General features: G+C 35.7%; 21 protein-coding genes and 2 tRNA genes. 14 read left to right on the top strand and 9 right to left on the bottom strand.

The annotated features are described in order from the left end of the window. The first annotated feature begins 87 nt into the window (after positions 1–87). Positions 88–2,283 (top strand): DNA helicase RecQ, encoded by a 2,196-nt coding sequence (gene recQ, locus ACN1CN_RS08255; RefSeq protein WP_291285006.1) that lies wholly within the window; start codon positions 88–90, stop codon positions 2,281–2,283. A 258-nt stretch (positions 2,284–2,541) separates the two neighbouring features. On the opposite strand, the gene ACN1CN_RS08250 is transcribed toward recQ, so the two are convergent. Then, entirely contained in the window at positions 2,542–2,781 is a 240-nt protein-coding gene (locus ACN1CN_RS08250; RefSeq protein ID WP_419135304.1) for a hypothetical protein, read from the bottom strand. Positions 2,782–2,894: 113 nt separating this feature from the next. Here ACN1CN_RS08250 and ACN1CN_RS08245 point away from each other — a divergent pair, with 113 nt between their 5' ends. Then, entirely contained in the window at positions 2,895–4,454 is a 1,560-nt protein-coding gene (locus ACN1CN_RS08245; RefSeq protein WP_419135303.1) for an NAD(P)/FAD-dependent oxidoreductase, read from the top strand. A 68-nt stretch (positions 4,455–4,522) separates the two neighbouring features. Then, entirely contained in the window at positions 4,523–5,605 is a 1,083-nt protein-coding gene (locus ACN1CN_RS08240) for a DUF6630 family protein (RefSeq protein WP_419135302.1), read from the top strand. Positions 5,606–5,690: 85 nt separating this feature from the next. On the opposite strand, the gene ACN1CN_RS08235 is transcribed toward ACN1CN_RS08240, so the two are convergent. From ACN1CN_RS08235 to msrB, 3 genes are all read right to left on the bottom strand, one after another. Beyond that, entirely contained in the window at positions 5,691–6,650 is a 960-nt protein-coding gene (locus ACN1CN_RS08235; RefSeq protein ID WP_419135301.1) for a quinone oxidoreductase family protein, read from the bottom strand. 233 nt (positions 6,651–6,883) lie between these two features. Continuing rightward, positions 6,884–7,501 (bottom strand): peptide-methionine (S)-S-oxide reductase MsrA, encoded by a 618-nt coding sequence (msrA, locus tag ACN1CN_RS08230; protein ID WP_419135300.1) that lies wholly within the window; start codon positions 7,499–7,501, stop codon positions 6,884–6,886. 8 nt (positions 7,502–7,509) lie between these two features. Then, positions 7,510–8,064: a peptide-methionine (R)-S-oxide reductase MsrB gene (gene msrB / locus ACN1CN_RS08225; RefSeq protein ID WP_419135299.1), complete on the bottom strand. Its 555-nt coding sequence runs from the start codon at positions 8,062–8,064 to the stop codon at positions 7,510–7,512. Positions 8,065–8,358: 294 nt separating this feature from the next. Here msrB and idi point away from each other — a divergent pair, with 294 nt between their 5' ends. From idi to ACN1CN_RS08190, 7 genes are all read left to right on the top strand, one after another. After that, entirely contained in the window at positions 8,359–8,886 is a 528-nt protein-coding gene (gene idi / locus ACN1CN_RS08220) for an isopentenyl-diphosphate Delta-isomerase (protein ID WP_291285000.1), read from the top strand. Between the two features lie 22 nt (positions 8,887–8,908). Next, positions 8,909–9,322 carry a 6-pyruvoyl trahydropterin synthase family protein gene (locus ACN1CN_RS08215; protein ID WP_264525267.1) on the top strand — a complete coding sequence of 138 codons (414 nt, stop codon included), beginning with the start codon at positions 8,909–8,911 and terminating at the stop codon, positions 9,320–9,322. After that, complete coding sequence (locus ACN1CN_RS08210; RefSeq protein ID WP_264525266.1) at positions 9,323–9,781, top strand: peroxiredoxin; 459 nt, start codon at positions 9,323–9,325, stop codon at positions 9,779–9,781. A 60-nt stretch (positions 9,782–9,841) separates the two neighbouring features. Beyond that, positions 9,842–10,810 (top strand): type I phosphomannose isomerase catalytic subunit, encoded by a 969-nt coding sequence (locus ACN1CN_RS08205; RefSeq protein ID WP_419135298.1) that lies wholly within the window; start codon positions 9,842–9,844, stop codon positions 10,808–10,810. 57 nt (positions 10,811–10,867) lie between these two features. Further along, positions 10,868–11,134, top strand: coding sequence for a hypothetical protein (locus ACN1CN_RS08200; RefSeq protein WP_026982865.1), 267 nt, complete (start codon positions 10,868–10,870; stop codon positions 11,132–11,134). A 78-nt stretch (positions 11,135–11,212) separates the two neighbouring features. Next, positions 11,213–11,286, top strand: a tRNA-Thr gene (locus tag ACN1CN_RS08195). 103 nt (positions 11,287–11,389) lie between these two features. Next, a tRNA-Thr gene (locus ACN1CN_RS08190) sits at positions 11,390–11,463 on the top strand. Between the two features lie 314 nt (positions 11,464–11,777). Here the strand turns inward: ACN1CN_RS08190 and ACN1CN_RS08185 are convergent. Next, positions 11,778–12,839: a serine hydrolase domain-containing protein gene (locus tag ACN1CN_RS08185; protein WP_419135297.1), complete on the bottom strand. Its 1,062-nt coding sequence runs from the start codon at positions 12,837–12,839 to the stop codon at positions 11,778–11,780. Between the two features lie 321 nt (positions 12,840–13,160). On the opposite strand from ACN1CN_RS08185, the gene ACN1CN_RS08180 reads away from it, so the two are divergent. Beyond that, entirely contained in the window at positions 13,161–13,619 is a 459-nt protein-coding gene (locus ACN1CN_RS08180; protein ID WP_419135296.1) for a hypothetical protein, read from the top strand. Positions 13,620–13,737: 118 nt separating this feature from the next. On the opposite strand, the gene ACN1CN_RS08175 is transcribed toward ACN1CN_RS08180, so the two are convergent. From ACN1CN_RS08175 to htpG, 3 genes are all read right to left on the bottom strand, one after another. Then, positions 13,738–14,454, bottom strand: coding sequence for a DUF4369 domain-containing protein (locus ACN1CN_RS08175; RefSeq protein WP_264525262.1), 717 nt, complete (start codon positions 14,452–14,454; stop codon positions 13,738–13,740). A 130-nt stretch (positions 14,455–14,584) separates the two neighbouring features. Further along, positions 14,585–15,412 (bottom strand): hypothetical protein, encoded by an 828-nt coding sequence (locus tag ACN1CN_RS08170; protein ID WP_419135295.1) that lies wholly within the window; start codon positions 15,410–15,412, stop codon positions 14,585–14,587. Positions 15,413–15,599: 187 nt separating this feature from the next. Continuing rightward, on the bottom strand, positions 15,600–17,483 hold the full coding sequence (gene htpG / locus ACN1CN_RS08165) for a molecular chaperone HtpG (RefSeq protein ID WP_419135294.1): 1,884 nt from the start codon (positions 17,481–17,483) through the stop codon (positions 15,600–15,602). 204 nt (positions 17,484–17,687) lie between these two features. Here htpG and ACN1CN_RS08160 point away from each other — a divergent pair, with 204 nt between their 5' ends. The 3 genes from ACN1CN_RS08160 (at position 17,688) to ACN1CN_RS08150 (ending at position 19,961) form a co-directional block, all read left to right on the top strand. Continuing rightward, on the top strand, positions 17,688–18,191 hold the full coding sequence (locus ACN1CN_RS08160) for a lipocalin family protein (RefSeq protein ID WP_173968295.1): 504 nt from the start codon (positions 17,688–17,690) through the stop codon (positions 18,189–18,191). Between the two features lie 18 nt (positions 18,192–18,209). After that, the gene (locus tag ACN1CN_RS08155) at positions 18,210–18,905 is read left to right on the top strand and encodes an OmpA family protein (protein WP_264525259.1); all 696 of its coding nucleotides are present in this window, start codon (positions 18,210–18,212) and stop codon (positions 18,903–18,905) included. Between the two features lie 105 nt (positions 18,906–19,010). Beyond that, positions 19,011–19,961, top strand: coding sequence for an ABC transporter ATP-binding protein (locus ACN1CN_RS08150; RefSeq protein WP_264525258.1), 951 nt, complete (start codon positions 19,011–19,013; stop codon positions 19,959–19,961). Between the two features lie 97 nt (positions 19,962–20,058). Here the strand turns inward: ACN1CN_RS08150 and ACN1CN_RS08145 are convergent, their stop codons facing one another. Then, positions 20,059–22,473, bottom strand: coding sequence for a prolyl oligopeptidase family serine peptidase (locus ACN1CN_RS08145; RefSeq protein ID WP_419135293.1), 2,415 nt, complete (start codon positions 22,471–22,473; stop codon positions 20,059–20,061). Between the last annotated feature and the right edge of the window lie 223 nt (positions 22,474–22,696).

Genomic DNA, 22,696 nt, shown 5'->3' with positions numbered 1-22,696 from the left:
AACAGAATATTTAAAATTTGTATGTATAAAAGAAAGTTGTATCTTTATGTGTTGCAAATTTATACAAAATATCCATTAATATAAAGAATGAATTCAAACGAAATTGAAATACACAAGGAATTAAAGAAGTATTTCGGCTTTAGCCAATTTAAGGGCTTGCAGGAGCAAGTCATTACGAGTATTTTAGATAAGAAGAATACTTTTGTAATTATGCCAACTGGCGGTGGAAAGTCTCTTTGTTATCAATTACCCGCTTTAATTCAGGATGGAACAGCCATTGTTGTTTCTCCTCTGATCGCTTTGATGAAAAATCAGGTTGATGCTATTCGAAGCCTTTCTTCAGAAAACGGAATCGCCCACGTGCTAAATTCCTCTCTTACCAAAACAGAAATTGCCCAAGTAAAAAAAGACATCACTTCAGGTCTGACCAAACTTTTATATGTAGCGCCTGAATCGTTGACGAAAGAAGAATATGTGGCCTTTTTACAGAGCGTGCCCATTTCATTTGTAGCTATTGACGAAGCCCACTGTATTTCCGAATGGGGACACGACTTTAGACCGGAATACCGCAATCTGAAAAATATAATCAAACAATTAGGGAAAGTGCCTATTATTGGACTTACCGCAACTGCAACTCCAAAAGTTCAGGAAGATATACTGAAAAACCTTGAGATGGCCGACGCTAATACTTTCAAAGCGTCATTCAACAGAGCGAATTTGTACTACGAAGTTCGCACAAAAACAAAAAATATAGAGTCGGATATCATTCGATTTATCAAACAACATAAAGGCAAATCGGGAATTATTTACTGCCTTAGCCGTAAAAAAGTAGAGTCGATTGCCGAAGTTTTACAAGTTAATGGTATCAGCGCTGTGCCGTATCATGCCGGTTTAGATGCTAAAACACGTGCGAAACATCAGGATATGTTCCTGATGGAAGACGTAGATGTGGTAGTAGCAACCATTGCCTTTGGAATGGGAATTGATAAACCGGACGTTCGTTTTGTAATTCACCACGATATTCCAAAGTCACTTGAAAGTTACTATCAGGAAACGGGTCGTGCCGGACGTGATGGTGGAGAAGGACATTGCCTGGCCTATTACTCCTATAAAGATGTAGAGAAACTGGAGAAATTCATGTCCGGAAAACCAGTAGCAGAACAGGAAATTGGATTTGCTCTTTTGCAGGAAGTGGTAGCCTATGCCGAAACTTCGATGTCACGCCGAAAATTCCTGCTGCATTACTTTGGTGAAGAATTTGACAGTGAAACGGGTGAAGGTGCGGATATGGATGACAACGTTCGCAATCCTAAAACAAGAATTGAAGCCAAAGATCAGGTCGTTAAATTGTTGGAAATTGTTCGGGATACCAAACACATTTACAAATCAAAAGAAATTGTGTTTACTTTAATTGGTCGCGTAAATGCGGTCATTAAAGCGCACAAAACAGATACACAATCGTTTTTTGGATCAGGCTCAGATCACGATGAAAAATACTGGATGGCTCTGCTTCGACAAGTTTTGGTGGCAGGATATCTGTCAAAAGATATTGAAACTTATGGTGTAGTGAAAATCACTAAAGAAGGATTGAACTTCATTAAAAAACCGGTTTCATTTCTTATGTCTGAAGATCATGAATACAATGAATCTGAAGATGAAGCTATTGTAACTGCAGCAAAATCATCAGGTACGGCCGATGAAGTTTTAATGGGTATGTTGCGTGAATTGCGTAAAAAAGTAGCCAAGAAACTAGGAGTACCTCCGTTTGTTGTTTTTCAGGATCCTTCTCTTGAGGATATGGCTTTGAAATATCCAATTAGTTTAACCGAATTGTTCAATATTCATGGTGTAGGTGAAGGAAAGGCTAAAAAATATGGAGGTGAGTTTGTGTCTTTAATCAGTAGATATGTTGAAGACAATGACATTATTCGTCCGGATGATTTGGTTGTAAAATCTACCGGAGTCAATTCGGCCAATAAACTATACATCATTCAGAATATCGACAGGAAATTACCGTTAAGTGATATTGCTTCTGCAAAAGGACTTTCCATGGATGCTTTGATTAAAGAAATGGAACAAATCGTTTACTCGGGAACAAAACTGAATATCAAGTACTGGCTGGACGACATGCTTGATGACGATCAGCAGGAAGAAATTCATGATTATTTCATGGAATCGGAATCCGATAAAATCGAAGATGCACTTAAAGAGTTTGATGGCGATTATGATATTGACGAACTGCGCCTGATGAGGATTAAGTTTATCAGCGAGGTCGCGAACTAAAGTTAAAATTCAAAATATAAATTCCAAATTCCAATTGCTTAACCAGTTTGGAATTTGGAATTTTTTTATTGGAGTTTGGAATTTGAAACTAAAGTTAAATTCCAAGACTAAAAAAACTCAAGATATAAATTCCAAATCCCAATTGTTTAACTCAGTTTGGAATTTGGAATTTTTTTATTGGAGTTTAGAATTTTTATTGGAATTTGGAATTTTTATTGGAATTTGGAATTTGAAATTTGGGATTTAAAAAAATCTAGTTTATCCTTCAAATACCTCCCCACGATGTGGTTTCAACGCATCACGCACGGTAATCATATTTTCGTCGGTAACCACCATAAAAGCGATCGCATGCATATCGTTTATGATTTTAAATCCTGTAATATTTAAAGGAAGCTTTTCGATGACGATATATTCTTTCAAATGGATTTCATGATGCTCGGCTGTTTTAGCAGAAGCGGGTCCACGGAAATCCCAAATTAGTTTTATTTTTCTGGACATTATTTATAGGTACAAAGTTTCAAAGGGGCAAAGGTACAAAGTCTCAGATCAAAATGTTATTTTTGCATGTTCTTTTCATAAATAGAAAAGCTAATTTGAATAAATAAAATACAATGCCAAGAGAACTTTTACTTCAGGTAACGCCGGAAATAGCAGCAAACGAATTGTTGCTGAAAGACCATTTGTCTAAACAAATAAAAGTTTCTCCCAAAGAAATTCAACATGTTTCGATTCTGAAACGATCGATTGACGCACGTCAAAAAGCGATTAAAATCAATTTAAAAGTCCTAATTTATTTGCAGAGTGAGCCTTTTCAGGAAACTAAAATTGAGTTGCCTGTGTATAAAGATGTTTCATCTGCACAAGAAGTAATTGTTGTGGGGGCGGGTCCGGCCGGACTTTTTGCAGCACTGCAACTAATAGAATTAGGTTTAAAGCCAATTGTACTTGAACGTGGAAAAGATGTTAGAGGACGTCGTCGGGACTTGAAGGCGATAAATGTTGATCATTTGGTAAACGAAGATTCTAATTATTGTTTTGGAGAAGGCGGAGCAGGAACCTATTCGGATGGGAAATTGTATACGCGCTCTAAAAAACGTGGAGATGTGACCCGAATTTTAGAACTTCTTGTTGCTTTCGGAGCTTCAGAGGATATTCTGGTAGAAGCACATCCACATATTGGAACCAATAAGCTTCCAAAAATTATTGAAGATATTCGAAATAAAATCATAGAGTTTGGCGGTCAGGTTTTATTTGACACGCGCGTTACTGATATTCTGGTAAAAAATAATGAAGTTGAAGGAATTGTAACTCAAAACGGAGACAAGATTCTGGCCAATAAATTAATTCTTGCCACAGGGCATTCGGCGCGTGATATTTTTGAATTACTGGACAAAAAGAAAATTTTTATAGAAGCAAAACCTTTTGCTTTAGGAGTTCGTGCAGAGCATTCACAGCAATTAATTGACAGTATTCAGTACAGCTGCGATTATCGTGGTGAGCATTTGCCTCCTGCGCCCTATTCGATTGTAAAACAAGTGAACGGCCGTGGGATGTATTCGTTTTGTATGTGTCCGGGTGGTGTAATTGCGCCTTGTGCAACGAGTCCGGGTGAAGTAGTCACTAACGGTTGGTCTCCATCAAAACGCGATCAGGTTACTGCAAATTCAGGGATTGTAATCGAATTAAAATTGGAAGATTTTAAACCCTTTGCAAAATTTGGAGCTTTGGCTGGGGTAGAATTTCAAAAAAGTATTGAACAAAAAGCCTGGCATTTGGCTGGAGAAACTCAGAAGGTTCCTGCGCAACGAATGGTAGACTTTACACAGAATAAAGTTTCGACTGATATTCCAAAAACGTCTTATGTTCCCGGAACGACTTCGGTTGAAATGGGGCAGGTTTTTCCGGGATTTTTGTCGCAGATTCTGCGTGAAGGTTTTAAAGAATTTGGAAAATCAATGCGTGGTTATTTGACCAATGAAGCTATTTTGCATGCTCCCGAAAGCCGAACGTCATCTCCTGTTCGAATCCCAAGAGATCCTCTAACGTATGAGCACTTACAAATTAAAGGACTGTATCCGTGTGGAGAAGGTGCCGGATATGCGGGTGGTATTATCTCTGCAGCCATTGATGGGGAAAAATGCGCTTTAATGATTGCTGAGGCTTTAAAATAGAATGCTTTTTATAGTAAAAGTAGTATGTTTGTAAGGCGTATTTTTAACTTTATATTCTAGTGTCTTTTATGAAAAACTTCTTTTCTAACTTCTTTGGAAGAAATAACAATCCGGAATCAATTGTTTCTTTTGATGTTCTGGATGCTATCTATGCTTATTTGCAAAATGAGTCAAGTCGTGTGGATTTTAAAATGAAAGGAATTCATGATACCGTTTCTGCTACGATGTACTCTTTTCCGGGTTCATTTGATCATGAAGATGGGAGAAGTGAAATAGAGAAAAGCGGATTCAAAAACGCATATGAAGTTTTAAACGAATTGTATAAAAAAGTAAATATAGCCCCGCTTTCTGATGAAGAAATGCAGGAGGAGCCAACATACAATTATCTTCATATTGAATTTTATTCAGAGCCTTCGTCAGAGATGAAAAAGCATCTCAAGCATGTTTTGCAAAATTTCATTATCGTCTTTTGTTGTACCAATAGTTTAGAGTCAAATGATTTTAAAATACTATACTCTAACAGCTATTTCTTTGATTATACAAAAGGGCTTCTGGAAGCTGAACCAATAGCTATTGAAGCGCCTAAAAACCAAATTGAAGAAATAGGTTTTAAAGATTTTAAAACAGTATTGCAGGGAATTTGTGAGTATATGGAAATTGAATTACCCTCGACAATTGTTAGGCCTTCTGCGGAAAGTTTAATGGCAGATGAAGTTTCAATAAATCATTTTAGAGAGTTTTTGGAATTAATTTCGAGAGGGGAAATAGAAGAAGAATTGCTGAAGGATCAGTCTCAGGTGCTTTTTGATAATTTTGGAATAGAGGAAGGGGACGAAGATTATGATTATGAATTTGACTTTTTTGAGGGAATAAACTCCTGGCACAGTGACTGGAAATTTGATCCCGAAGATGTTGAATATTTTGTATCCGAAATGATTGGAGAGGATTTTAGTTTTGAATACCCTGAAGATACGTACAGTCATGATTTGTTTCCGTACATTCAAAAAGAGCTGGCAAAGCAGGATCTGGAATTAATGAGTTATGATACCAAAGGAGATAGTTATTTGTTCTTTGTAGCAAATAAAAATGATGTAAGCCGAATATTAGAATTGGCTGAAATAACCGAAATGGGAATTGACAAGTTGATTTAAGCGGGATCGCTTGGGTTTTGTATAAAAAAATCGCCATGAATTCCCGAATTTATTTTAAATGATTTGGGAATTCGCGGCAAAAAAATTAAGGAATCAGAATGATCTTTCCGGTGCTTTTTCGACTTTCAAGATAATCGTGTGCTAGTTTTCCTTCTGATAATTTGAAAGAGGTTGGTTCTGAAAGTTTAATTTTTCCATCAGAAATCCAGTTGAATAATTGAGTTGCTCTTTTGATTCTTTCTTCTTTAGAATTTAAGTAACTCCATAAATCTCCTCCGGTTAGCGTTTTAGAACCGTCCATTAACATTCTCGGATTTACGGGTTCCGGATCACCTCCGGCCATTCCAAAGAAGACCACTTGTCCGCATTCTTTCGTAACTTCAAAGCTATCGTTTAAAGTGCTACCGATACTGTCGTAAACAACGTCTACACCATTTGCAATTGTTTTGAAAATTTGGGATTTCCAGTCTTCGTTATAGAGGAAAACATGATCTGCACCCTGATCATATGCTACTTTTGCTTTTTCTGAAGAGGAGGTTAAGCCAATTACTTTCGCTCCTAAAAGTTTGCTGATTTGTGTGAGGATTTGTCCAACTCCGCCGGCTACAGCGTGAATCAATACAGTCTCGCCTTTTACGGTTTTGTGGCTGTCGGTCGCTAAATAATGTGCAGTTAAACCTTGTAGTAAAACGGCTGCTGCAGTTTCAAACGAAATTGTATCGGGTAAAGGTAAAACGTGGTTGGTATTTACCGCGACTAATTCTGCATTTGCAAAAGGAACATCGGCGAAAGCCACGCGATCGCCTACTTTATATTCGGGATGATTGTTAGTGTTTACTATAATTCCGGCACCTTCATAACCTGCAATAAAAGGAGGGTTTCCTTTTAAATGATAATTTCCTTTTCGTCTGTAAACATCTGCAAAGTTTAATCCGATGGCTTTCATTTCGACTAAAATCTCATCGTTTTTTAATTGTGGATTCGGAATTTCAATATAGTCCAAAACATCCGAATTTCCGAAAGAAGAAAAGGTAAGTGCTTTCATTTTTACATTATTTTGAGAATACAAATTACGGTAAAATTAGTTCTCAGTTTTCAAAAGACTTCTAAAAGGGTATAAAAAATTAAAGTGTTTGGTATCAGGCAGGTTTGTGAAAATTAAAACTGGTATTTTATAGCAGAAAGTTGTGTAAAAGAGATGTGTTTTGTAATAGAAAAAAATAAAAAAACCGCCCACGGATGTGGACGGCACTTGTGTTAACCTTTTATAAACAAGTATTATTTCTTTTTTAGTTTGTCTTTAAAGACTTTTTCAAATTTTTCAATCTTGGGCTGAATTACCATTTTGCAATACGGTTGGTTTTTGTTGTTGGCATAGTAATTCTGGTGGTAATCTTCAGCTTTGTAAAAAACGCTAAAAGGTTCTATTTTTGTTACAATCGGACTGTTGTAGACTTTTGCTTTGTTCAGTTCGGCAATAATGCTTTCTGCGGCCTTTTTTTGCTCTTCATTTTTATAAAAAATAACAGATCGATACTGTGTCCCAACATCAGCACCTTGTCGGTTTAAGGTAGTCGGGTCGTGAACGGTAAAGAAAACCTTGAAAATTTCATTAAGGTCTGTTATGTTTTTATTATAAGTAATCTGAACTACTTCGGCATGTCCGGTTGTTCCTGTGCATACCTGTTCGTATGTAGGGTTGGCAACTTTTCCTCCGGAAAAACCGGAGACCACAGATTTCACACCGTCTAAATTTTCGTAAACCGCCTCTACACACCAGTAGCAGCCTCCGCCAAGTGTAATTGTTTCAAAATTTGAGCTGCCTTTTGTTTTGCTATTTTGTGCAAATCCGTTTAGGGATAAAGCAAAAATGCCAATCAGAAATATGTTTTTCATGTTCAATTTTATTTAGTGTCAGGAATAAAGTCTAGGGCAATCGAATTCATGCAGTAACGTTTTCCGGTTGGTGGAGGTCCATCATCAAATAAGTGGCCTAAATGCCCGCCACAACGTCCGCATAAGGCTTCGATTCTTTCCATTCCCAAAGAATTATCATTTTTGTAAACCACGCTTTTTTTGTTGTCTTGTTCGAAGAAACTTGGCCATCCGCAGCTGCTGGCAAATTTAGCGCCGGAGCGGAAAAGTTTATTGCCGCAAGAAGCACAATAATAGGTTCCTTTTTCATCCGTTTTCCAGTATTTTCCGGTAAAGGGTCTTTCGGTATCGGCTTCGCGCATGACAGCATATACATCTTCAGGGAGCACCTTTTTCCATTCGGCATTGCTAACGTTGAGTTTAGTAGTGTCTGTGTTGGAGTAATAGGGATTTCCGGGCTTGCTGATTTTGTTTTCCATAAGTGCCGTTTTTGTATTTTGCTTTTTTGCGTTTTGTCCGCACGCCTGTAAAATAAAGAGCGGAATTAAAAAGCAAAGGCTGAGAAATTGAGTTTTTGTTTTCATTGTTTTTGAGTGCTTTAATTCTGTATTTCAAAGATACGGTTAGATTTCACCCGGAAATGTCGCTTACTTTACAATTCAGATTTTTTTAAGTATGTTTTAACTTTTATTATGTACGTAAAACAAAGGGATTCAGTTTTTAAGGCTTATTTTTAAAGAGGTTTGAAGAATAATGAGGTTGTATTTTATTGACAGTCAGTTTTTTGTAAAGTTCAGGGCTCGTTAAACTTTTCACAATCTCTTCTGAGATTTTCAAGCCATTTCTTTTTTCGTATTTTTGTTTGATCAATTAGCCCTATGATAGAAGAAAACGTAATACTCGTAAACCAACAAGATGAGCAAATTGGCCTAATGCCAAAATTAGAAGCGCATGAAAAGGCTGTTTTGCATCGTGCTTTTTCCGTTTTTGTCTTAAATGATAAAAATGAGATAATGTTACAGCAACGTGCTCATCAAAAATATCACTCACCTTTGCTTTGGACCAATACATGTTGTAGTCATCAACGTGAAGGAGAGACAAATGTCGAAGCCGGAAGCAGGAGACTGTTTGAAGAAATGGGGTTTAAAACAGATTTGAAAGAGCTCTTTCATTTTATTTATAAAGCTCCTTTTGATAATGGATTGACAGAACATGAGCTCGATCATGTTATGATTGGCTATTTCAACGAGGATCCAGCTATCAATCGCGAAGAAGTGGAAGACTGGAAATGGATGAAAATAGAAGATGTAAAAGAAGATATTCAGAGACAACCCCAAATTTATACCGTATGGTTCAAAATAATTTTTGATGAATTTTATCATTATTTAGAAGACCATAAACTTTAAACCAAACTAACCACCAACCCAAATGAAAGTAACCATATCAAGAAAAGCACATTTTAATGCTGCACATCGATTGCACAGGAAAGATTGGACATTTGAAAAAAACGATGCCGTTTTTGGCAAATGTAATAATCCCAATTTTCATGGTCATAATTATGGTTTAACAGTAAGTGTTACAGGAAAAATTGACCCGGAAACCGGTTTTGTTTTAGATGTGAAAGTATTAGCGGATATCATACGAGAAGAAGTAGAGGTTCCGTTTGATCACAAAAACCTGAATCTGGATGTTCCGGAATTTCAGGATTTGAATCCAACAGCTGAAAATATTGCTGTTGTGATATGGAATAAAATTAAAAAAAGAATTCAACCTGATTTTGATTTAGAAATTGTTTTGAATGAAACGGACCGCAATTTTGTAACTTATAAAGGAGAAGAATAAATGTCATTAAAAATAGGAGATATAGTTCCGAATTTTACTGCAAAAGATAGTCATGGAGAAGTTTTTGAAAGCCAAAGTGTTTTGGGTCGAAAGCCGCTTGTGATTTATTTTTACCCAAAAGATAATACGCCTGGATGTACCACTGAAGCCTGTAGTTTTAGAGATCAATACGAAGATTTCAAAGATTTGGGTGCCGAAGTTATTGGTATAAGTAGCGATAGTGTAAAATCGCATCATAAATTTGCCCACAAGCATCAATTGCCTTTTATACTATTGTCGGATCAGGATAAAAAGCTGCGCAATCTTTTTGGAGTGCGCAATAACTTGTTTGGTCTTTTGCCGGGAAGGGTTACTTACATTATTGATAAGAATGGAGTAGTCATTTTGATTTTTGATAGCATGAATGCTGCAAAGCATATCGAGAAAGCAATGGAGACAATCAAAGAGCTTGTATTGTAGAAATAGAAAATAATATCAGGTTGCTGATAGAATAATTAAGGTTTTAGGCCTGAAGAATACATGAGTATAAAATTATATCCTTTACAGTTTGTACCTATTTTAAAAGATAGAATTTGGGGAGGAGAAAAACTAAAAACAGTTCTTAATAAAGTAATCACCTCAAAAAATACGGGTGAGAGTTGGGAGTTATCCGCTGTTGAAGGGGATGTAAGTATGGTTTCGAACGGGGTTTTGAAAGGAAAGTCTCTAATGGAGCTTATTGCCGAAATGCCAAACGAAATTTTAGGAACAAAAGTCTACAGTCAGTTTGGAAAGCAATTTCCGTTACTTTTTAAATATTTGGATGCTCGTGAAGATCTTTCGATTCAGGTACATCCAAATGATGAATTAGCCAAAGAACGACACAATTCTTTTGGTAAAACAGAAATGTGGTATGTCATGCAGGCCGATGCTGATGCCAGAATTATTGTGGGATTTAAAGAAGATTCTAATAAAGAAGAATATCTGAAGCATTTAAACGATAAAACTTTGGTTTCAATTTTAGATGAAGTGAAAGTAAAGGCGGGTGATGTTTTCTTTTTAGAAACAGGAACTGTTCACGCTATTGGTGCGGGTTTAGTTGTTGCTGAAATTCAACAGACCTCTGATGTAACGTATCGTTTGTACGATTTTGACCGTACGGATGCACAGGGAAATAAGAGAGAACTTCATGTAGATTTGGCGCTGGATGCTATAAATTACAATAAAGTAGAAACGCAAAAGAAATATGAGGCAAAAGTAAACACATCTAATGTTGTGGTAGATTGTCCTTATTTTACCACTAATTTTATTCCGTTAGAAAGTAAAACTGAAATCGTTAAATCAGGTGAAACTTTCACGGTGTATATGTGTATCGATGGAGATTTTAAAATCGAATATGAAGGTTTTGAAGGATTCTATAGAAAAGGAGATACCGTTTTGGTTCCTGCTGAGGTAAATACATTTATTTTAGATGGAAATGCTTCAATTTTAGAAATTTACATTTCATAGCGCGTAATAAAAAGATAATGTGTACTTTTGCAGTCGCAAATTAAAATAAAAATAAAAATGGCAAACGTTAAAAACTTAAAGAAAGACATCAATTTTGTATTAGGAGATATTATTGAGGCAATTTACTTGTTTGAAATGTCAACAACAGGAAATCCTACTCCGGAAACGAATGCTTTGATCGATCAGGCTATTGCTGCATTTGATACTTTGATCACAAAAGTAAATGCTAAGAACGTTGAAAACAAAAAAGCACACTTCAAACAAATCAACGTTGAATTGGAAGAAACTGCTAATCAATTGATTGCTAAAATCAACGAATTGTAAGCAAAAAAAAGTATAAAAAAGTGCAAATTTATTTTGGTAAAACGAAAAACCGCTTTATATTTGCACCCGTAATGAGTCGCCAGCGTAGCTCAGTTGGCTAGAGCAGCTGATTTGTAATCAGCAGGTCGTGGGTTCGAGTCCCTCCGCCGGCTCAACAAAACCATCACTTTTAGTGGTGGTTTTTTAATAAAATAAGCAGTAAATTAATTTTGGAAAATTAAAAAATCCATTTTATATTTGCACCCGTAATGAGTCGCCAGCGTAGCTCAGTTGGCTAGAGCAGCTGATTTGTAATCAGCAGGTCGTGGGTTCGAGTCCCTCCGCCGGCTCAACGGAAAACCATCACTTTTTAGTGGTGGTTTTTTTTTGCTCTTAAACGAAATAAGTAAAGTGGAGGTTAGGGATCAGGTCGATTTTTGCAATCTGGTTGTGAGGTTCTAAATTTTCACTTCTTATAAGCTATATTCCATTGTTTTTAACGGCTTCATTTGAGCAGTGCGCTAAATTATTGATAGTGGTTTCAGATTTTACTATTGTAGTGGATTAAAGAATCCGAAACTTTAGGTTTCGGACTGACTTTAAAACTTTAAATTTTCCCAAAACCATCACAACGGGAGCGTAAAACCTGTGTTGCCAATAGGTGTTATTTTGCTAGTGTACTTTTCATGATAATTTGTCTTATGCTTTTTTCGAAATGGTAAACAATAGTATCATCCCTGCTATAAATGTTTTCCAAAATAATTACGTCCAAATCCTTTTCTGGGAAATAAAATTTAAGACTTACAAATCCTATCCCTCTTCCGGCATGACCAATGTATTTATATTGTTTTTCGCCATTTATATTAACTCCATAACCGTAATTTGATTTTGTTTCACCAAAGGTTAAATCAGATTCTACAACTGTCGAATTTGTCATAGCATAATAAGATTTTGGTTGTAATATTTTGCCCTTGTGAAGTTTGGTGTCCCAGATGTTTAAATCAGTTGCATTAGAGATAATTCCTCCCGTAGGGACAAAGTTTGACCAGGATTGATCAGTAAACTTCATGTTGTTAAAATTTACGACCTCAATTGAATCTTTGGTATGCCAGTATCCATTTATAAGATTTGGATTGACTTTATTCATTTCATAACAATACGTGTTTTTCATTCCTAAGTCTTTAAACAGACTGTTGGCTGCCTCAGTAAATTTTTTAGCTGTAACTTTTTCAATCAGTCGTCCTAATAATCCATATCCGGGATTACTGTAATAGAAGTCAGTTCCGGGTTTAAATCGTAAGGGTTTGTCTAAGGATACTATTCCGGAAGACATATTGAGTAGTTGATGAACTGTTACTGTATCTGCCCATGTTTGTTGCAATTCAGGTAAGTATTTTTTAATTGGTTTTTCCAGGTCTATTTTTCCTTTCTCAACCTCTTTTAAAACTAGTACTGCTGTAATTTGTTTGGTATTGGACTGAATTCTGAAATTGTCTTTTAGTGTCAATGGTGTTTTCTTTTCGATATCAGCATAGCCAAAAGCCTTCGAGTATTTTGTCTTCCCTTTTTGTGTTATTAATACAACACCATTAAAGCTTCTTGGACTTGTAAGTTGAATTAAGCTGTCAATTTTAGCAGAATAATTGTCTTTTTGTTGTCCATATGAATTAGAGCTAACAAAAAGTACGGAGAAGATAAATGGTAAAAAATTAAAAATTCGTTTCATAGAAATTATCGTTACTGTCGTTTTTTAATACTGAAGTTGATTCGGTGTGATGATTACCGGAAATCTTCCTCTGCAAGAGTAGTTTAGGGACTAAAGTAAGTCAATTATTCGGATTTGACAAATCATCCGATTGTAAAATTAATCTTAGGTTAGACTAAAATTCGATCTTGTCAAAGAGTAGTCAGTGGCTGGATTTTTATATTTCTCCACCACATTTTGTGTTGATTTCAATTTTGTTAATTAAAGTGCTAGTATTTCTTTTAAATATATCGTAACACTATTTTTCTTATGTTTGTTACTTAACCAAAAAACAAATTAAAAATGGAAGAAACGTCAGTTTTTGAAAAATTTGAGTTGCAGCTTGACCAAACTGCGAAAGACTTTTTAAAGGAAACCGCTAAATGGGCTTATTTTTTGTCTATTTTAGGGTTTGTAGGGATTGGATTAATGATTTTAATCGCTGTTTTTGCCGGAACTATTTTTTCTGCAATGGGTAACAGTATGGCCGGAATGGGGGCATTCGGAGGCTCGTTTGGAGCGATGATGGGATTTTTCTATGTTTTTATTGCGGCGATTTATTTCTTCCCGGTGTATTATCTGTACAAGTTTGCGGTAAATACGAAGAGGGCTTTTCGAGAGAATGACTCGGAGTTGTTGACGAATTCTTTGGGGTATCTTAAATCACATTATAAGTTTGTAGGTATTTTTATGCTGGCGATTTTAGCATTATACGGACTTATATTTGTGTTTGGAATTCTGGGTGCGCTGCTTGGAAGATAAGCAAAGAAGGAATATGTAGTTTCGTAAATTCCATATTATAAGATTTCGGTCAATCGATTGACTGAAAATTTAAGCTAAAAAAAATGTCCTGAATAGTCAGGACATTTTTTATTGGAATTTATTTTTGCTGCTCTTTTTTGATGTCAGCAATGTATTTTGTTAGTTTTTTACCGTATAGGGAACTTGCTACTTTTGGCGTCATCGATTTTTGAATCGTATCCAGAAACTTAACATTGATGTCGTAAATCTCCGCTAAAGCAATATAAGGGGCTATTTCGTGATCTTTGTTGTTAAGAGCAAAATTGGTAGCGTATAAGTACTTTCTTTTGATGTTAGACTCTTGTTTGATGTTGATGCTGTCAATCGCTTTTTGATCTTGTCTTTTTACAGCTTTAAAGCGAGATTCTACCATGGCAAGGCTTTCGTCGTTAAATCGGGAATTGATCTTTTTGTATTCTTCGTATAATTCCTGATTCTTAGATCCTGTAATTTTTGCTCCATAGATAAAATTATCCAGGTTCGTGTCGATATTAATGTTTCCCGGTTCTGCAAAAAACATAACATTGTTGTCCAATGAATTCGTTACTCCACGGTCCAGGAATAAATAAAGCATTTCAGGTGACTCTAATTTTATGTTGCTTTCAAATGAAGAATTTCCGTCTATTTTGATGCTGTCAATAGCAACAAGTGTGGTGTCAACGATTCTCTGAATGTATAAAGTTCCGTTTTTTAATCCTTTTATATTTCCTGTAAGGTGCAAACCGTCAGTTGATTCTTTTTTGCTGCATGATGCCAATAGAGCAAGTGTAACAAAAGCAATAATTGATTTTTTCATTGGTTTTTTAGATTTTGCTGCAAAATAAAGAAAATAGTTTGAATGTAATGAGGTAGCATTTAAATTTTGCGAAAAAATAAATCCCAATCTATTTCTAAATTGGGATTTGATATTTTTAAGAAAAAAGGGATTACATGCTGAGGTTGTATGCAGTTCCGTTTTCGTGTGTATAAGTGAATTTGCCATCGCACTCATTATTGCCATAATCAACAACTCCGTTGAGTAAACCACCCTGAACTTTTAGTTTTCCTTTGGATACAAATTCGCAAGCGTATTTTTTTATCAGTGATTCCTGAACTGTTAGCGTTAAGGTCGTTCCGCTAGAAGTGGTAATGGTATGATTTCCTTCGGTCATTTCATAAGTGTTGTCTTCTAAAACATATGGAGTGTCAACACCCGTAGTTTGTTTTACAGTCCAGTTTCCGGAGCTTAGATAAACTCTGCCTATTAAATCGGTAAACTTTCCATTGGTAACTTTTCGGGTCCATTGTGGTACAGTTGCCACCGTTGTGGTGTTGGTGTATTCGATTGTTCCTTCCAGTTTTACTCCATTAATAGAATAGTCGATTCTTTCGATTGTCATTTTGCTTCCGGTTGTAATTATCGGACCGGAAAGCGCGATTTTTAATTTCCCTTTTCGGGTGATTTGGTTGTCAGCACAGCCCGCAGTTCCGTAATCAACCGTAAATACTTTCGGATAAGAGGTCGCGTTTTGTTGTGCAATTGTAATTGTCGCACAAATGCCGGGTGTAGTTTCATTCGACTTTGTGGTAGTCGTGTTTTTTGCTGAAACAATTAATCCGGTTTTAATGTCCATTTCGTTTGTGGCATCAATTGCAATAGATGCTCCAACAGTAGATACGTCGGATTGATTGCTTGTGTCATCGTTGTTTGAACAGGAAATGTAGGTTAGTGCTGTTCCACAAAGGATTAGTAATGAAAAGACAGTTTTTTTCATAGTAGTTTTTTGTTTTTGATTAGATTAAAAGGCTTTCAAATGTAATAAAAAAAATGAATCGTAATAAAAAATCCTGTAAGTCTGAAAATGTAAAGTTGTTTGTTGTAAGTGGTTATAAAACAAGAAGCCCCGTAAGTTGTGCTTACAGGGCTTCGTTTTAATATTAAAAACTTATTTGGTAAAAGTTTTATTTAATCATTTCAAAACTTCTTTTTACAAAAGCTGTTAAAGCTTCTCCTTTTAATAAGTTTTGAGATAGTTTCGCTAAATCTAAAGCTTGTTTTACCAAGTGCTCCTGATGTGTTTTGTCTTCTGTGTTCAGGATGCTTGTTGCTAAATCAGAATTGGTGTTTACAATTAAATTGTACATTTCTGGCATATTGCCCATTCCGAACATTCCGCCACCACCTGACTGGCTCATTTCTTTCATTCTTCGCATAAATTCCGGTTGCGTGATGATGAATGGAGCAGCCTGGCTGTCCATTGCTTCCAGTTGTACCGAGTATGCTTTAGGAATGTAAGTTTCTAAAGAAGTTTTTAGCGTTTCTTTTTCTTTGTCAGACAACTTAGAGATAGTGTTTTCCTCTTTTTTAATCAGGTTATCAATATGATCAGAATCGACACGTACAAAAGTTAAACCGCTGTTGTCACCTTCAATTTTTTGAATTAAGTGTGAGATAATTGGCGAATCTAAAAGCAATACTTCGTATCCCTTTTCTTTTGCTGTTTCAATATAAGAGTGTTGTGCATCTTTGTTTCCGGCATAAAGAATTACCAGTTTTCCGTCTTTGTCGGTTTGGTTTTCTTTTAGTTTTTCTTTTAATTCTTCAAGCGTAAAGTAAGTGTTATCCACTGTTGGGTATAATACAAATGCACCTGCTTTTTCGTAGAATTTATCTTCAGAAAGCATTCCGTACTCTAAAACGATTTTAATATCGTTCCATTTTTGCTCAAAATCAGCACGGTTTTCGTTAAACAAAGCTTTTAGTTTATCGGCTACTTTACGAGTAATGTAGTTTGAGATTTTCTTAACTGCACCATCGGCTTGTAATCCAGAACGGGAAACGTTCAATGGAATGTCCGGAGAGTCGATAACACCTTTTAACATCGTTAAAAATTCAGGTACAATTCCTTCTACGTTGTCGGTAACATAAACCTGGTTTTGGTACAATTGAATTTTATCTTTTTGAATCTGCATGTCCGAACCTAACTTAGGGAAGTATAAGATTCCGGTTAAGTTAAAAGGGTAATCTACATTTAAGTGGATGTTGAACAATGGGTCTTCAAACTGCATTGGGTATAATTCTCTGTAGAAGTTTTTGTAATCTTCATCAGATAACTCACTTGGTTGCTTTGTCCATGCCGGAGTTGGATTGTTGATGATGTTGTCGATTTCAACAGTTTCATTTACGTAGTCCTCAGGAGCATCTTCCGGTTTTGGAAGCGTCTCTGTTCTGGTTCCAAATTTAATTGGAACTGGCATAAACTTGTTGTATTTATTCAATAATCCGCTGATTTTTGAATCTTCTAAAAATTCAAGAGAATCTTCAGCAATATGCAAAATGATTTCAGTACCACGTGAAGTTTTGTCAGCCGGCTCTAAAGTAAATTCAGGGCTTCCGTCGCAAGTCCAGTGTGCAGCTGGTTCGTCTTTGTATGATTTGGTGATAATTTCTACTTTTTCTGCAACCATAAAGGCAGAATAGAAACCAAGACCAAAGTGACCAATAATACCAGAATCTTTAGCAGAATCTTTGTATTTATCCAGGAATTCTTCAGCTCCTGAAAAGGCAACCTGATTGATGTATTTTTCAACTTCGTCAGCTGTCATTCCCAGACCCTGATCGATAATATGAATTTTTTTACCTTCTTTGTCTACTTTAATTTCGATAACCGGATTTCCGTATTCTACTTTAGCTTCACCAATACTAATAAGGTGTTTTAGCTTTAAAGTAGCGTCCGTTCCGTTTGAAACCAGCTCACGCAAGAAAATTTCGTGATCGCTGTATAAGAATTTTTTGATTAAGGGAAAGATGTTTTCTACCGAAACATTAATTTTACCTGTTGTCATATTTTTTAATTTTTTAGTTTAATGTGATGATTTTCATTTCTTCAAATAGAATACCAATGTTTTTTTAGATGACAAAATGGCGCAAGTGTTAATTTTGAAAGAAAATAATTAGATTCTGAAACCGAGGGTATCCCTATGAATTGTATCTTTGTGGTATAATAATTGTTAAACGTGTCAGTATTAACTCTAAAAAAAATGTACAAAATGAAGAAAATTATTTTCATTTGCATGATCGCCACGATGTTTTTCGCGTGTAAATCAGCTTCGTCTACAACAGCTTCATCCGGAGCAACTACGTTATCGACTAAACTTGACAGACCTTCTCAAGTAGCTCTTAAAGGAAATTGGGTATTAACCAATGTATCTTACCCAGGTTCTGAGTATATCAAGGTAAATTCTTTCGATCTTGCAGATTCTAAATGTTTTATTGGAAGTACGTGGAGTTTTATCTCCAATAATAATAAGGGAACGATGGCTTTAACAGCAGCAAGCTGTACGGGATTTAGTTCTCCGATTGTTTGGAGTATTAACAATCAGGGATTGTTTGTGCTTAAAATTCTGGATGCGGGTATCAAAGCAAAAAAAGTGAGAGATGGCTACTTACTAAAAGTTGCAGGTTTAACTGAGAGTTCGTTTCAGTTGATCGATAACATTAATGTGGGTGGACAAACGAAAGATGTAGTTTACCAGTTTCAAAGAGCCAATTAATATTAAAAATAGAGAAAGATGAGAAAAATAACAGTTTTAGGTTTGAGTAGTTTACTTGTATTGGCAAGTTTTTTTACAAGTTGTGATTCGGTAAAAAATGCAAATAATACTCAAAAAGGAGCCGGAATTGGAGTAGTTGCGGGTGGTATCATAGGTGCTGTTTTAGGAAATAACCTAGGAAAAGGCGGAAACGCTGCCTTAGGAGCTGCAATTGGAGCTGCTGTAGGTGGAGGAACTGGTGCTCTTATTGGAAATAAAATGGACAAACAAGCCCGTGAAATTGATCAGGCTTTACCAGGTGCAGATGTAGAAAGAGTAGGAGAAGGAATTCACTTAACTTTAAATGAAAATGCAGTTCGTTTTGATACGAATAAATCTTCTTTAACATCTCAGGCTAAAGCAAATTTAGATAAATTGGTACCTGTATTTACTGAATACGGAGATACTGATATTCAAATTTTCGGATACACTGATAATACAGGAAGACCAGAATACAACTTGACACTTTCAGGACAAAGAGCTGCTTCTGTGCAAGCTTATTTGGTTTCAAAAGGATTAAAATCAAGCCGTTTCAAAACTTCAGGTTTAGGTATTGTTGATCCAATTGCACCAAACGATACTCCGGAAGGAAGAGCGCAAAACCGTCGTGTAGAGTTTTCGATCACTGCAAATGACAAAATGGTAAATGACGCTAAAGCTCAGGCTGGAAAATAGTTTTCAAACGCAATAAAATTTCTTAAAAGCTGTTTCATAATTGAAGCAGCTTTTTTTTGACTTTAGAAATTAAACATTGTAAATTTGGCCTTTCAAATACGACCCATGCTTGACATTCAAAATATTTCTTTTTCGTACACCGAAAACCCTGTTATAAAAAACGTTTCTTTTACCATAAATAAAGGTGAGAATATTGCCATTATTGGCGAAAGCGGCTGTGGAAAAAGTACACTTCTAAAGTTAATGTACGGTTTGTACAACTTAGACGAAGGCAAGATTTTTTACAATGAAAAACCTATTTTAGGTCCAAAATACAATCTGATTCCCGGAATGCCTTTTATGAAATATCTGGCACAGGATTTTGATTTGTCTCCTTTTGAAACAGTAGCTGAAAATGTAGGGAAGTTTCTGTCGAATGGTTTTGCAAATATGAAAAAACTGCGCGTTCAGGAGCTGCTGGAAATGGTAGAAATGGAGCAGTTCTCCAATGTAAAAGCTAAATTTTTGAGTGGAGGACAGCAGCAAAGAGTTGCTTTGGTGAGAGTTCTGGCTTTAGAACCCGAAGTTATTTTATTGGATGAACCCTTCAGTCAGATTGATGCTTTTCGAAAAAATGCATTACGCCGAAACTTATTTCGTTACTTAAAGCAAAAAGGAATTACCTGTATAATTGCAACACATGATAGTACAGATGCTTTGTCATTTGCCGATGAAGCAATTGTGATGCGAAATGGAGAAATCATTATTAAGGACAATCCAACCAAGATTTACGAGGATCCCGAAACGAAATATGTAGCCTCGCTTTTTGGAGAGGTAAACGAGGTCCCGACGCATTTGTTGGTTCCTTATGAAGATCAAACGCATAAAACGCTGGTGTATCCGCATCAGTTTAAAATGGTTACCGAATCGAATCTGCCGGTAAAAATCAGGAGAACTTATTTTAGAGGAAATCACTATCTCATTGAAACGGTTTATAAAAGACAGCTGGTGTTTTTTGAAAGTGAAATAGATTTGCCTCTGGAACAGGAAATATTTTTAGGTTTGAATTACCTATAAAATTAAAGCCCTAAACTTATTGTAAGTTTAGGGCTTTTTATATTAAACCCGACAGGTTTCAAAAACCTGTCGGGTTTGTTTTATAGATGAGATGAATCTAGTTTTTCAAGTATTTTTCTAAAAACTGATCTTGTTCCCATAACAGGTGCAGGATGTTTTCTTTGGCCACATAACTGTGTGCTTCTTTAGGTAAGATAACCATTCTTGCAGTTGCTCCCAAACCTTTTAAAGCCTGGTAATAACGCTCTGTTTGTAAAGTAAAAGTTCCCGGATTATTATCGGCTTCACCATGAACTAACAAAAGAGGTGTTTTCATTTTGTCTGCATTCATAAAAGGTGACATTGCCGTGTAAACTTGCGGAACTTCCCAGTAATTACGTTGTTCTGTCTGGAATCCAAATGGAGTCAGTGTTCTGTTGTAAGCACCGCTTCGTGCAATTCCACAAGCAAAAAGATTTGAATGCGTTAGTAAATTAGCCGTCATAAAAGCACCATAAGAATGTCCTCCAACAGCTACTTTTTTACGGTTGATATAGCCTAAAGCATCAACAGCATCAATCGCAGCAGCAGCATTGTCTACCAATTGTGAAATGAAATTATCATTTGGTTCTGTAGTACCTTCTCCAATAATTGGAAAAGCAGCGTCGTCTAAAACGACATATCCTTTGGTTACCCAATATACAAATGAACCATAATAAGGAGTGGTAAATTCGTTTGAATTTTGAGTCGATTGTCCCGCGCTGTTTTTGTCTTTGTACTCAGCCGGGTAAGCCCAGATTAATAAAGGAAGTTTTTCTTTTTTTGCTTTATCATAACCGGCTGGTAAGTATAAAGTTCCCGAAAGTTCAACACCATCTTTACGCTTGTATTTGATCACCTCTTTGCTCACATTTTTAATGCTTTCAAACGGATTTTTAAAAGAAGTAATTGGCGTTAAGCTGTTTTGTTTTTTAATATTTCTAAAATAATAATTTGGGTATTCACTTTTAGACTGAATTTGTACTAAAACTTTCCCCGATTTAAAATCTTCAATTTCGAGTAAATCTTCTTTTTTGTCTTTGTAAGTTGAAGTATAGATGCGTTTTGATTGTAATGTTTTAAGATTGAATTCATCTATAAATGGAAATTGTCCTTCTTTAGTGTATCCTTCTCCAATACGGTAAGCATTGTCTTTTTCAATGGCTAAAACGTACTTATTGTATTCGTTTTTTCTGGTTTCGAAAACTCCCGGATCTGAGTAAACATCCTGTTGGTTTCTGTCTGTAATTACTTTTGGCTGCTGTGCAGGATTTGATGGATTGATGAAATACGTTTTTGTATTACGAGTATCGTACCATTGATCCGTTAAAAAAGCGACATTGTCGTTCCCCCATGTAATTTCGGCATAACGTTGTGGTACTTTTACTAAAGAAGTTCCTTCATTTGTAAAAGGCGCTTCCCAAAGAAAAACTTCGTCTCTAAAATCAACTTTGTTTGCAGGATCTCCTTCGTCTAAAGCTACCACATAAGATAAGGTTGCCGGTTTATCATTTCTCCAGGTCATTTCTCTTTTTCCTTTTCGAACAGCCATAAAACCTTTAGGGATTATTTCGTTTAACGGAACATCATTAACCAGTTTGATCTCTTTTCCTCTTGCATCATAAACAATAGTTCGGGATGGAAATCGGAATAAAGGCACTACATAGGAAAACGGTTTTTGAATCGTTGTTAACATGATATAATTACCGTCTGGTGAAATTCTTTCTCCCGAATACATGGCTGCTTCTTTAAACAAAGTAGCAGTTCCGTTAAGGTTAACTTTGTACAGTTCAGAAGTGATAATGTTCTCAAAATTAATTTCGTCATTTTGATTTTTCAACATATCCGGGTAGGTTCTGTTTTGAGATTTTGTTCCCGCAGTGTTAGAGATAATTGGACCTGTTGGAAGATCTTTTTTAGCATCCAGTAATGGTTTTCTGTTTTTCGGAAGCATTTTTACCAAAATAGTTTCATTGTCTAAAAACCAGCTAAACGGATTTCCTAAATTGGCATTAACCGTTGCTTCGGTAAGTTTGGTTGCTTTTGCAGTTGCAACATCCAAAAACCAAAGCTCAACACCCGTACTTGTGGTGTGCGAAAACAATATTTTCTTGTCATTCGGAGACCAAAGGATATTGCTTATTTTTGCATTCTCAGGTAATCCTGTAACCTGAACTTCTCCTTCTTTACCGCTAATTTTTTTTAATTTAAGATTGGTGGTATACGTTACAGAGCTCGAAATGTTTGTTACCGGATTAATTCTTAAACCTCCTAAACGAAGTTCTTCCTGATTTAAATCGTCTAGTGTTTTGTATGTACTTCTGTACATCAGCAACATATTTTCTTTTTTAGTATCCATAGATACCGTAGGAGCTTTTTCGTAATCGGCTAAATCTAAAATAGATTTTGATGGTTTTTGATAGGTGAGATTTTCCTGTGCAAAGGCAAAAAAGCCAATGTTAAGAAACAAGAGTAATGTGACCTTTAATTTCATAATTTGAATTTTACGGATTTAAAATAGGTATTCGTATATGTTTGACTAAAGTACTTTAAACTTGTTACATTTTAGGAGTTATTTTTGATACTTTTCACGTTTTTGAGGCGAAAACTGTTTTTTCAGAATCTAAACTGTCAGAATTCGGTGTATAATTAAAGTATATTAAATTGCCAATTACGAAAAAAACACTAATTTGGACGCTAATGTTTTAAACTATACT

This window comes from Flavobacterium sp. T12S277 (genome assembly GCF_048514875.1).
Lineage (GTDB): Bacteria > Bacteroidota > Bacteroidia > Flavobacteriales > Flavobacteriaceae > Flavobacterium.
Note: the sequence above shows the minus strand (reverse complement) of the source record. Positions and strands in the feature narration are given on the sequence as shown.

What these genes read in the sequence shown, in the direction of transcription:
- recQ (WP_291285006.1), top strand. Translation starts at nt 88, where the DNA reads ATGAATTCAAACGAAATTGAAATACACAAGGAATTAAAGAAGTATTTC.
- ACN1CN_RS08250 (WP_419135304.1), bottom strand. Translation starts at nt 2,781, where the DNA reads ATGTCCAGAAAAATAAAACTAATTTGGGATTTCCGTGGACCCGCTTCT.
- ACN1CN_RS08245 (WP_419135303.1), top strand. Translation starts at nt 2,895, where the DNA reads ATGCCAAGAGAACTTTTACTTCAGGTAACGCCGGAAATAGCAGCAAAC.
- ACN1CN_RS08240 (WP_419135302.1), top strand. Translation starts at nt 4,523, where the DNA reads ATGAAAAACTTCTTTTCTAACTTCTTTGGAAGAAATAACAATCCGGAA.
- ACN1CN_RS08235 (WP_419135301.1), bottom strand. Translation starts at nt 6,650, where the DNA reads ATGAAAGCACTTACCTTTTCTTCTTTCGGAAATTCGGATGTTTTGGAC.
- msrA (WP_419135300.1), bottom strand. Translation starts at nt 7,501, where the DNA reads ATGAAAAACATATTTCTGATTGGCATTTTTGCTTTATCCCTAAACGGA.
- msrB (WP_419135299.1), bottom strand. Translation starts at nt 8,064, where the DNA reads ATGAAAACAAAAACTCAATTTCTCAGCCTTTGCTTTTTAATTCCGCTC.
- idi (WP_291285000.1), top strand. Translation starts at nt 8,359, where the DNA reads ATGATAGAAGAAAACGTAATACTCGTAAACCAACAAGATGAGCAAATT.
- ACN1CN_RS08215 (WP_264525267.1), top strand. Translation starts at nt 8,909, where the DNA reads ATGAAAGTAACCATATCAAGAAAAGCACATTTTAATGCTGCACATCGA.
- ACN1CN_RS08210 (WP_264525266.1), top strand. Translation starts at nt 9,323, where the DNA reads ATGTCATTAAAAATAGGAGATATAGTTCCGAATTTTACTGCAAAAGAT.
- ACN1CN_RS08205 (WP_419135298.1), top strand. Translation starts at nt 9,842, where the DNA reads ATGAGTATAAAATTATATCCTTTACAGTTTGTACCTATTTTAAAAGAT.
- ACN1CN_RS08200 (WP_026982865.1), top strand. Translation starts at nt 10,868, where the DNA reads ATGGCAAACGTTAAAAACTTAAAGAAAGACATCAATTTTGTATTAGGA.
- ACN1CN_RS08185 (WP_419135297.1), bottom strand. Translation starts at nt 12,839, where the DNA reads ATGAAACGAATTTTTAATTTTTTACCATTTATCTTCTCCGTACTTTTT.
- ACN1CN_RS08180 (WP_419135296.1), top strand. Translation starts at nt 13,161, where the DNA reads ATGGAAGAAACGTCAGTTTTTGAAAAATTTGAGTTGCAGCTTGACCAA.
- ACN1CN_RS08175 (WP_264525262.1), bottom strand. Translation starts at nt 14,454, where the DNA reads ATGAAAAAATCAATTATTGCTTTTGTTACACTTGCTCTATTGGCATCA.
- ACN1CN_RS08170 (WP_419135295.1), bottom strand. Translation starts at nt 15,412, where the DNA reads ATGAAAAAAACTGTCTTTTCATTACTAATCCTTTGTGGAACAGCACTA.
- htpG (WP_419135294.1), bottom strand. Translation starts at nt 17,483, where the DNA reads ATGACAACAGGTAAAATTAATGTTTCGGTAGAAAACATCTTTCCCTTA.
- ACN1CN_RS08160 (WP_173968295.1), top strand. Translation starts at nt 17,688, where the DNA reads ATGAAGAAAATTATTTTCATTTGCATGATCGCCACGATGTTTTTCGCG.
- ACN1CN_RS08155 (WP_264525259.1), top strand. Translation starts at nt 18,210, where the DNA reads ATGAGAAAAATAACAGTTTTAGGTTTGAGTAGTTTACTTGTATTGGCA.
- ACN1CN_RS08150 (WP_264525258.1), top strand. Translation starts at nt 19,011, where the DNA reads ATGCTTGACATTCAAAATATTTCTTTTTCGTACACCGAAAACCCTGTT.
- ACN1CN_RS08145 (WP_419135293.1), bottom strand. Translation starts at nt 22,473, where the DNA reads ATGAAATTAAAGGTCACATTACTCTTGTTTCTTAACATTGGCTTTTTT.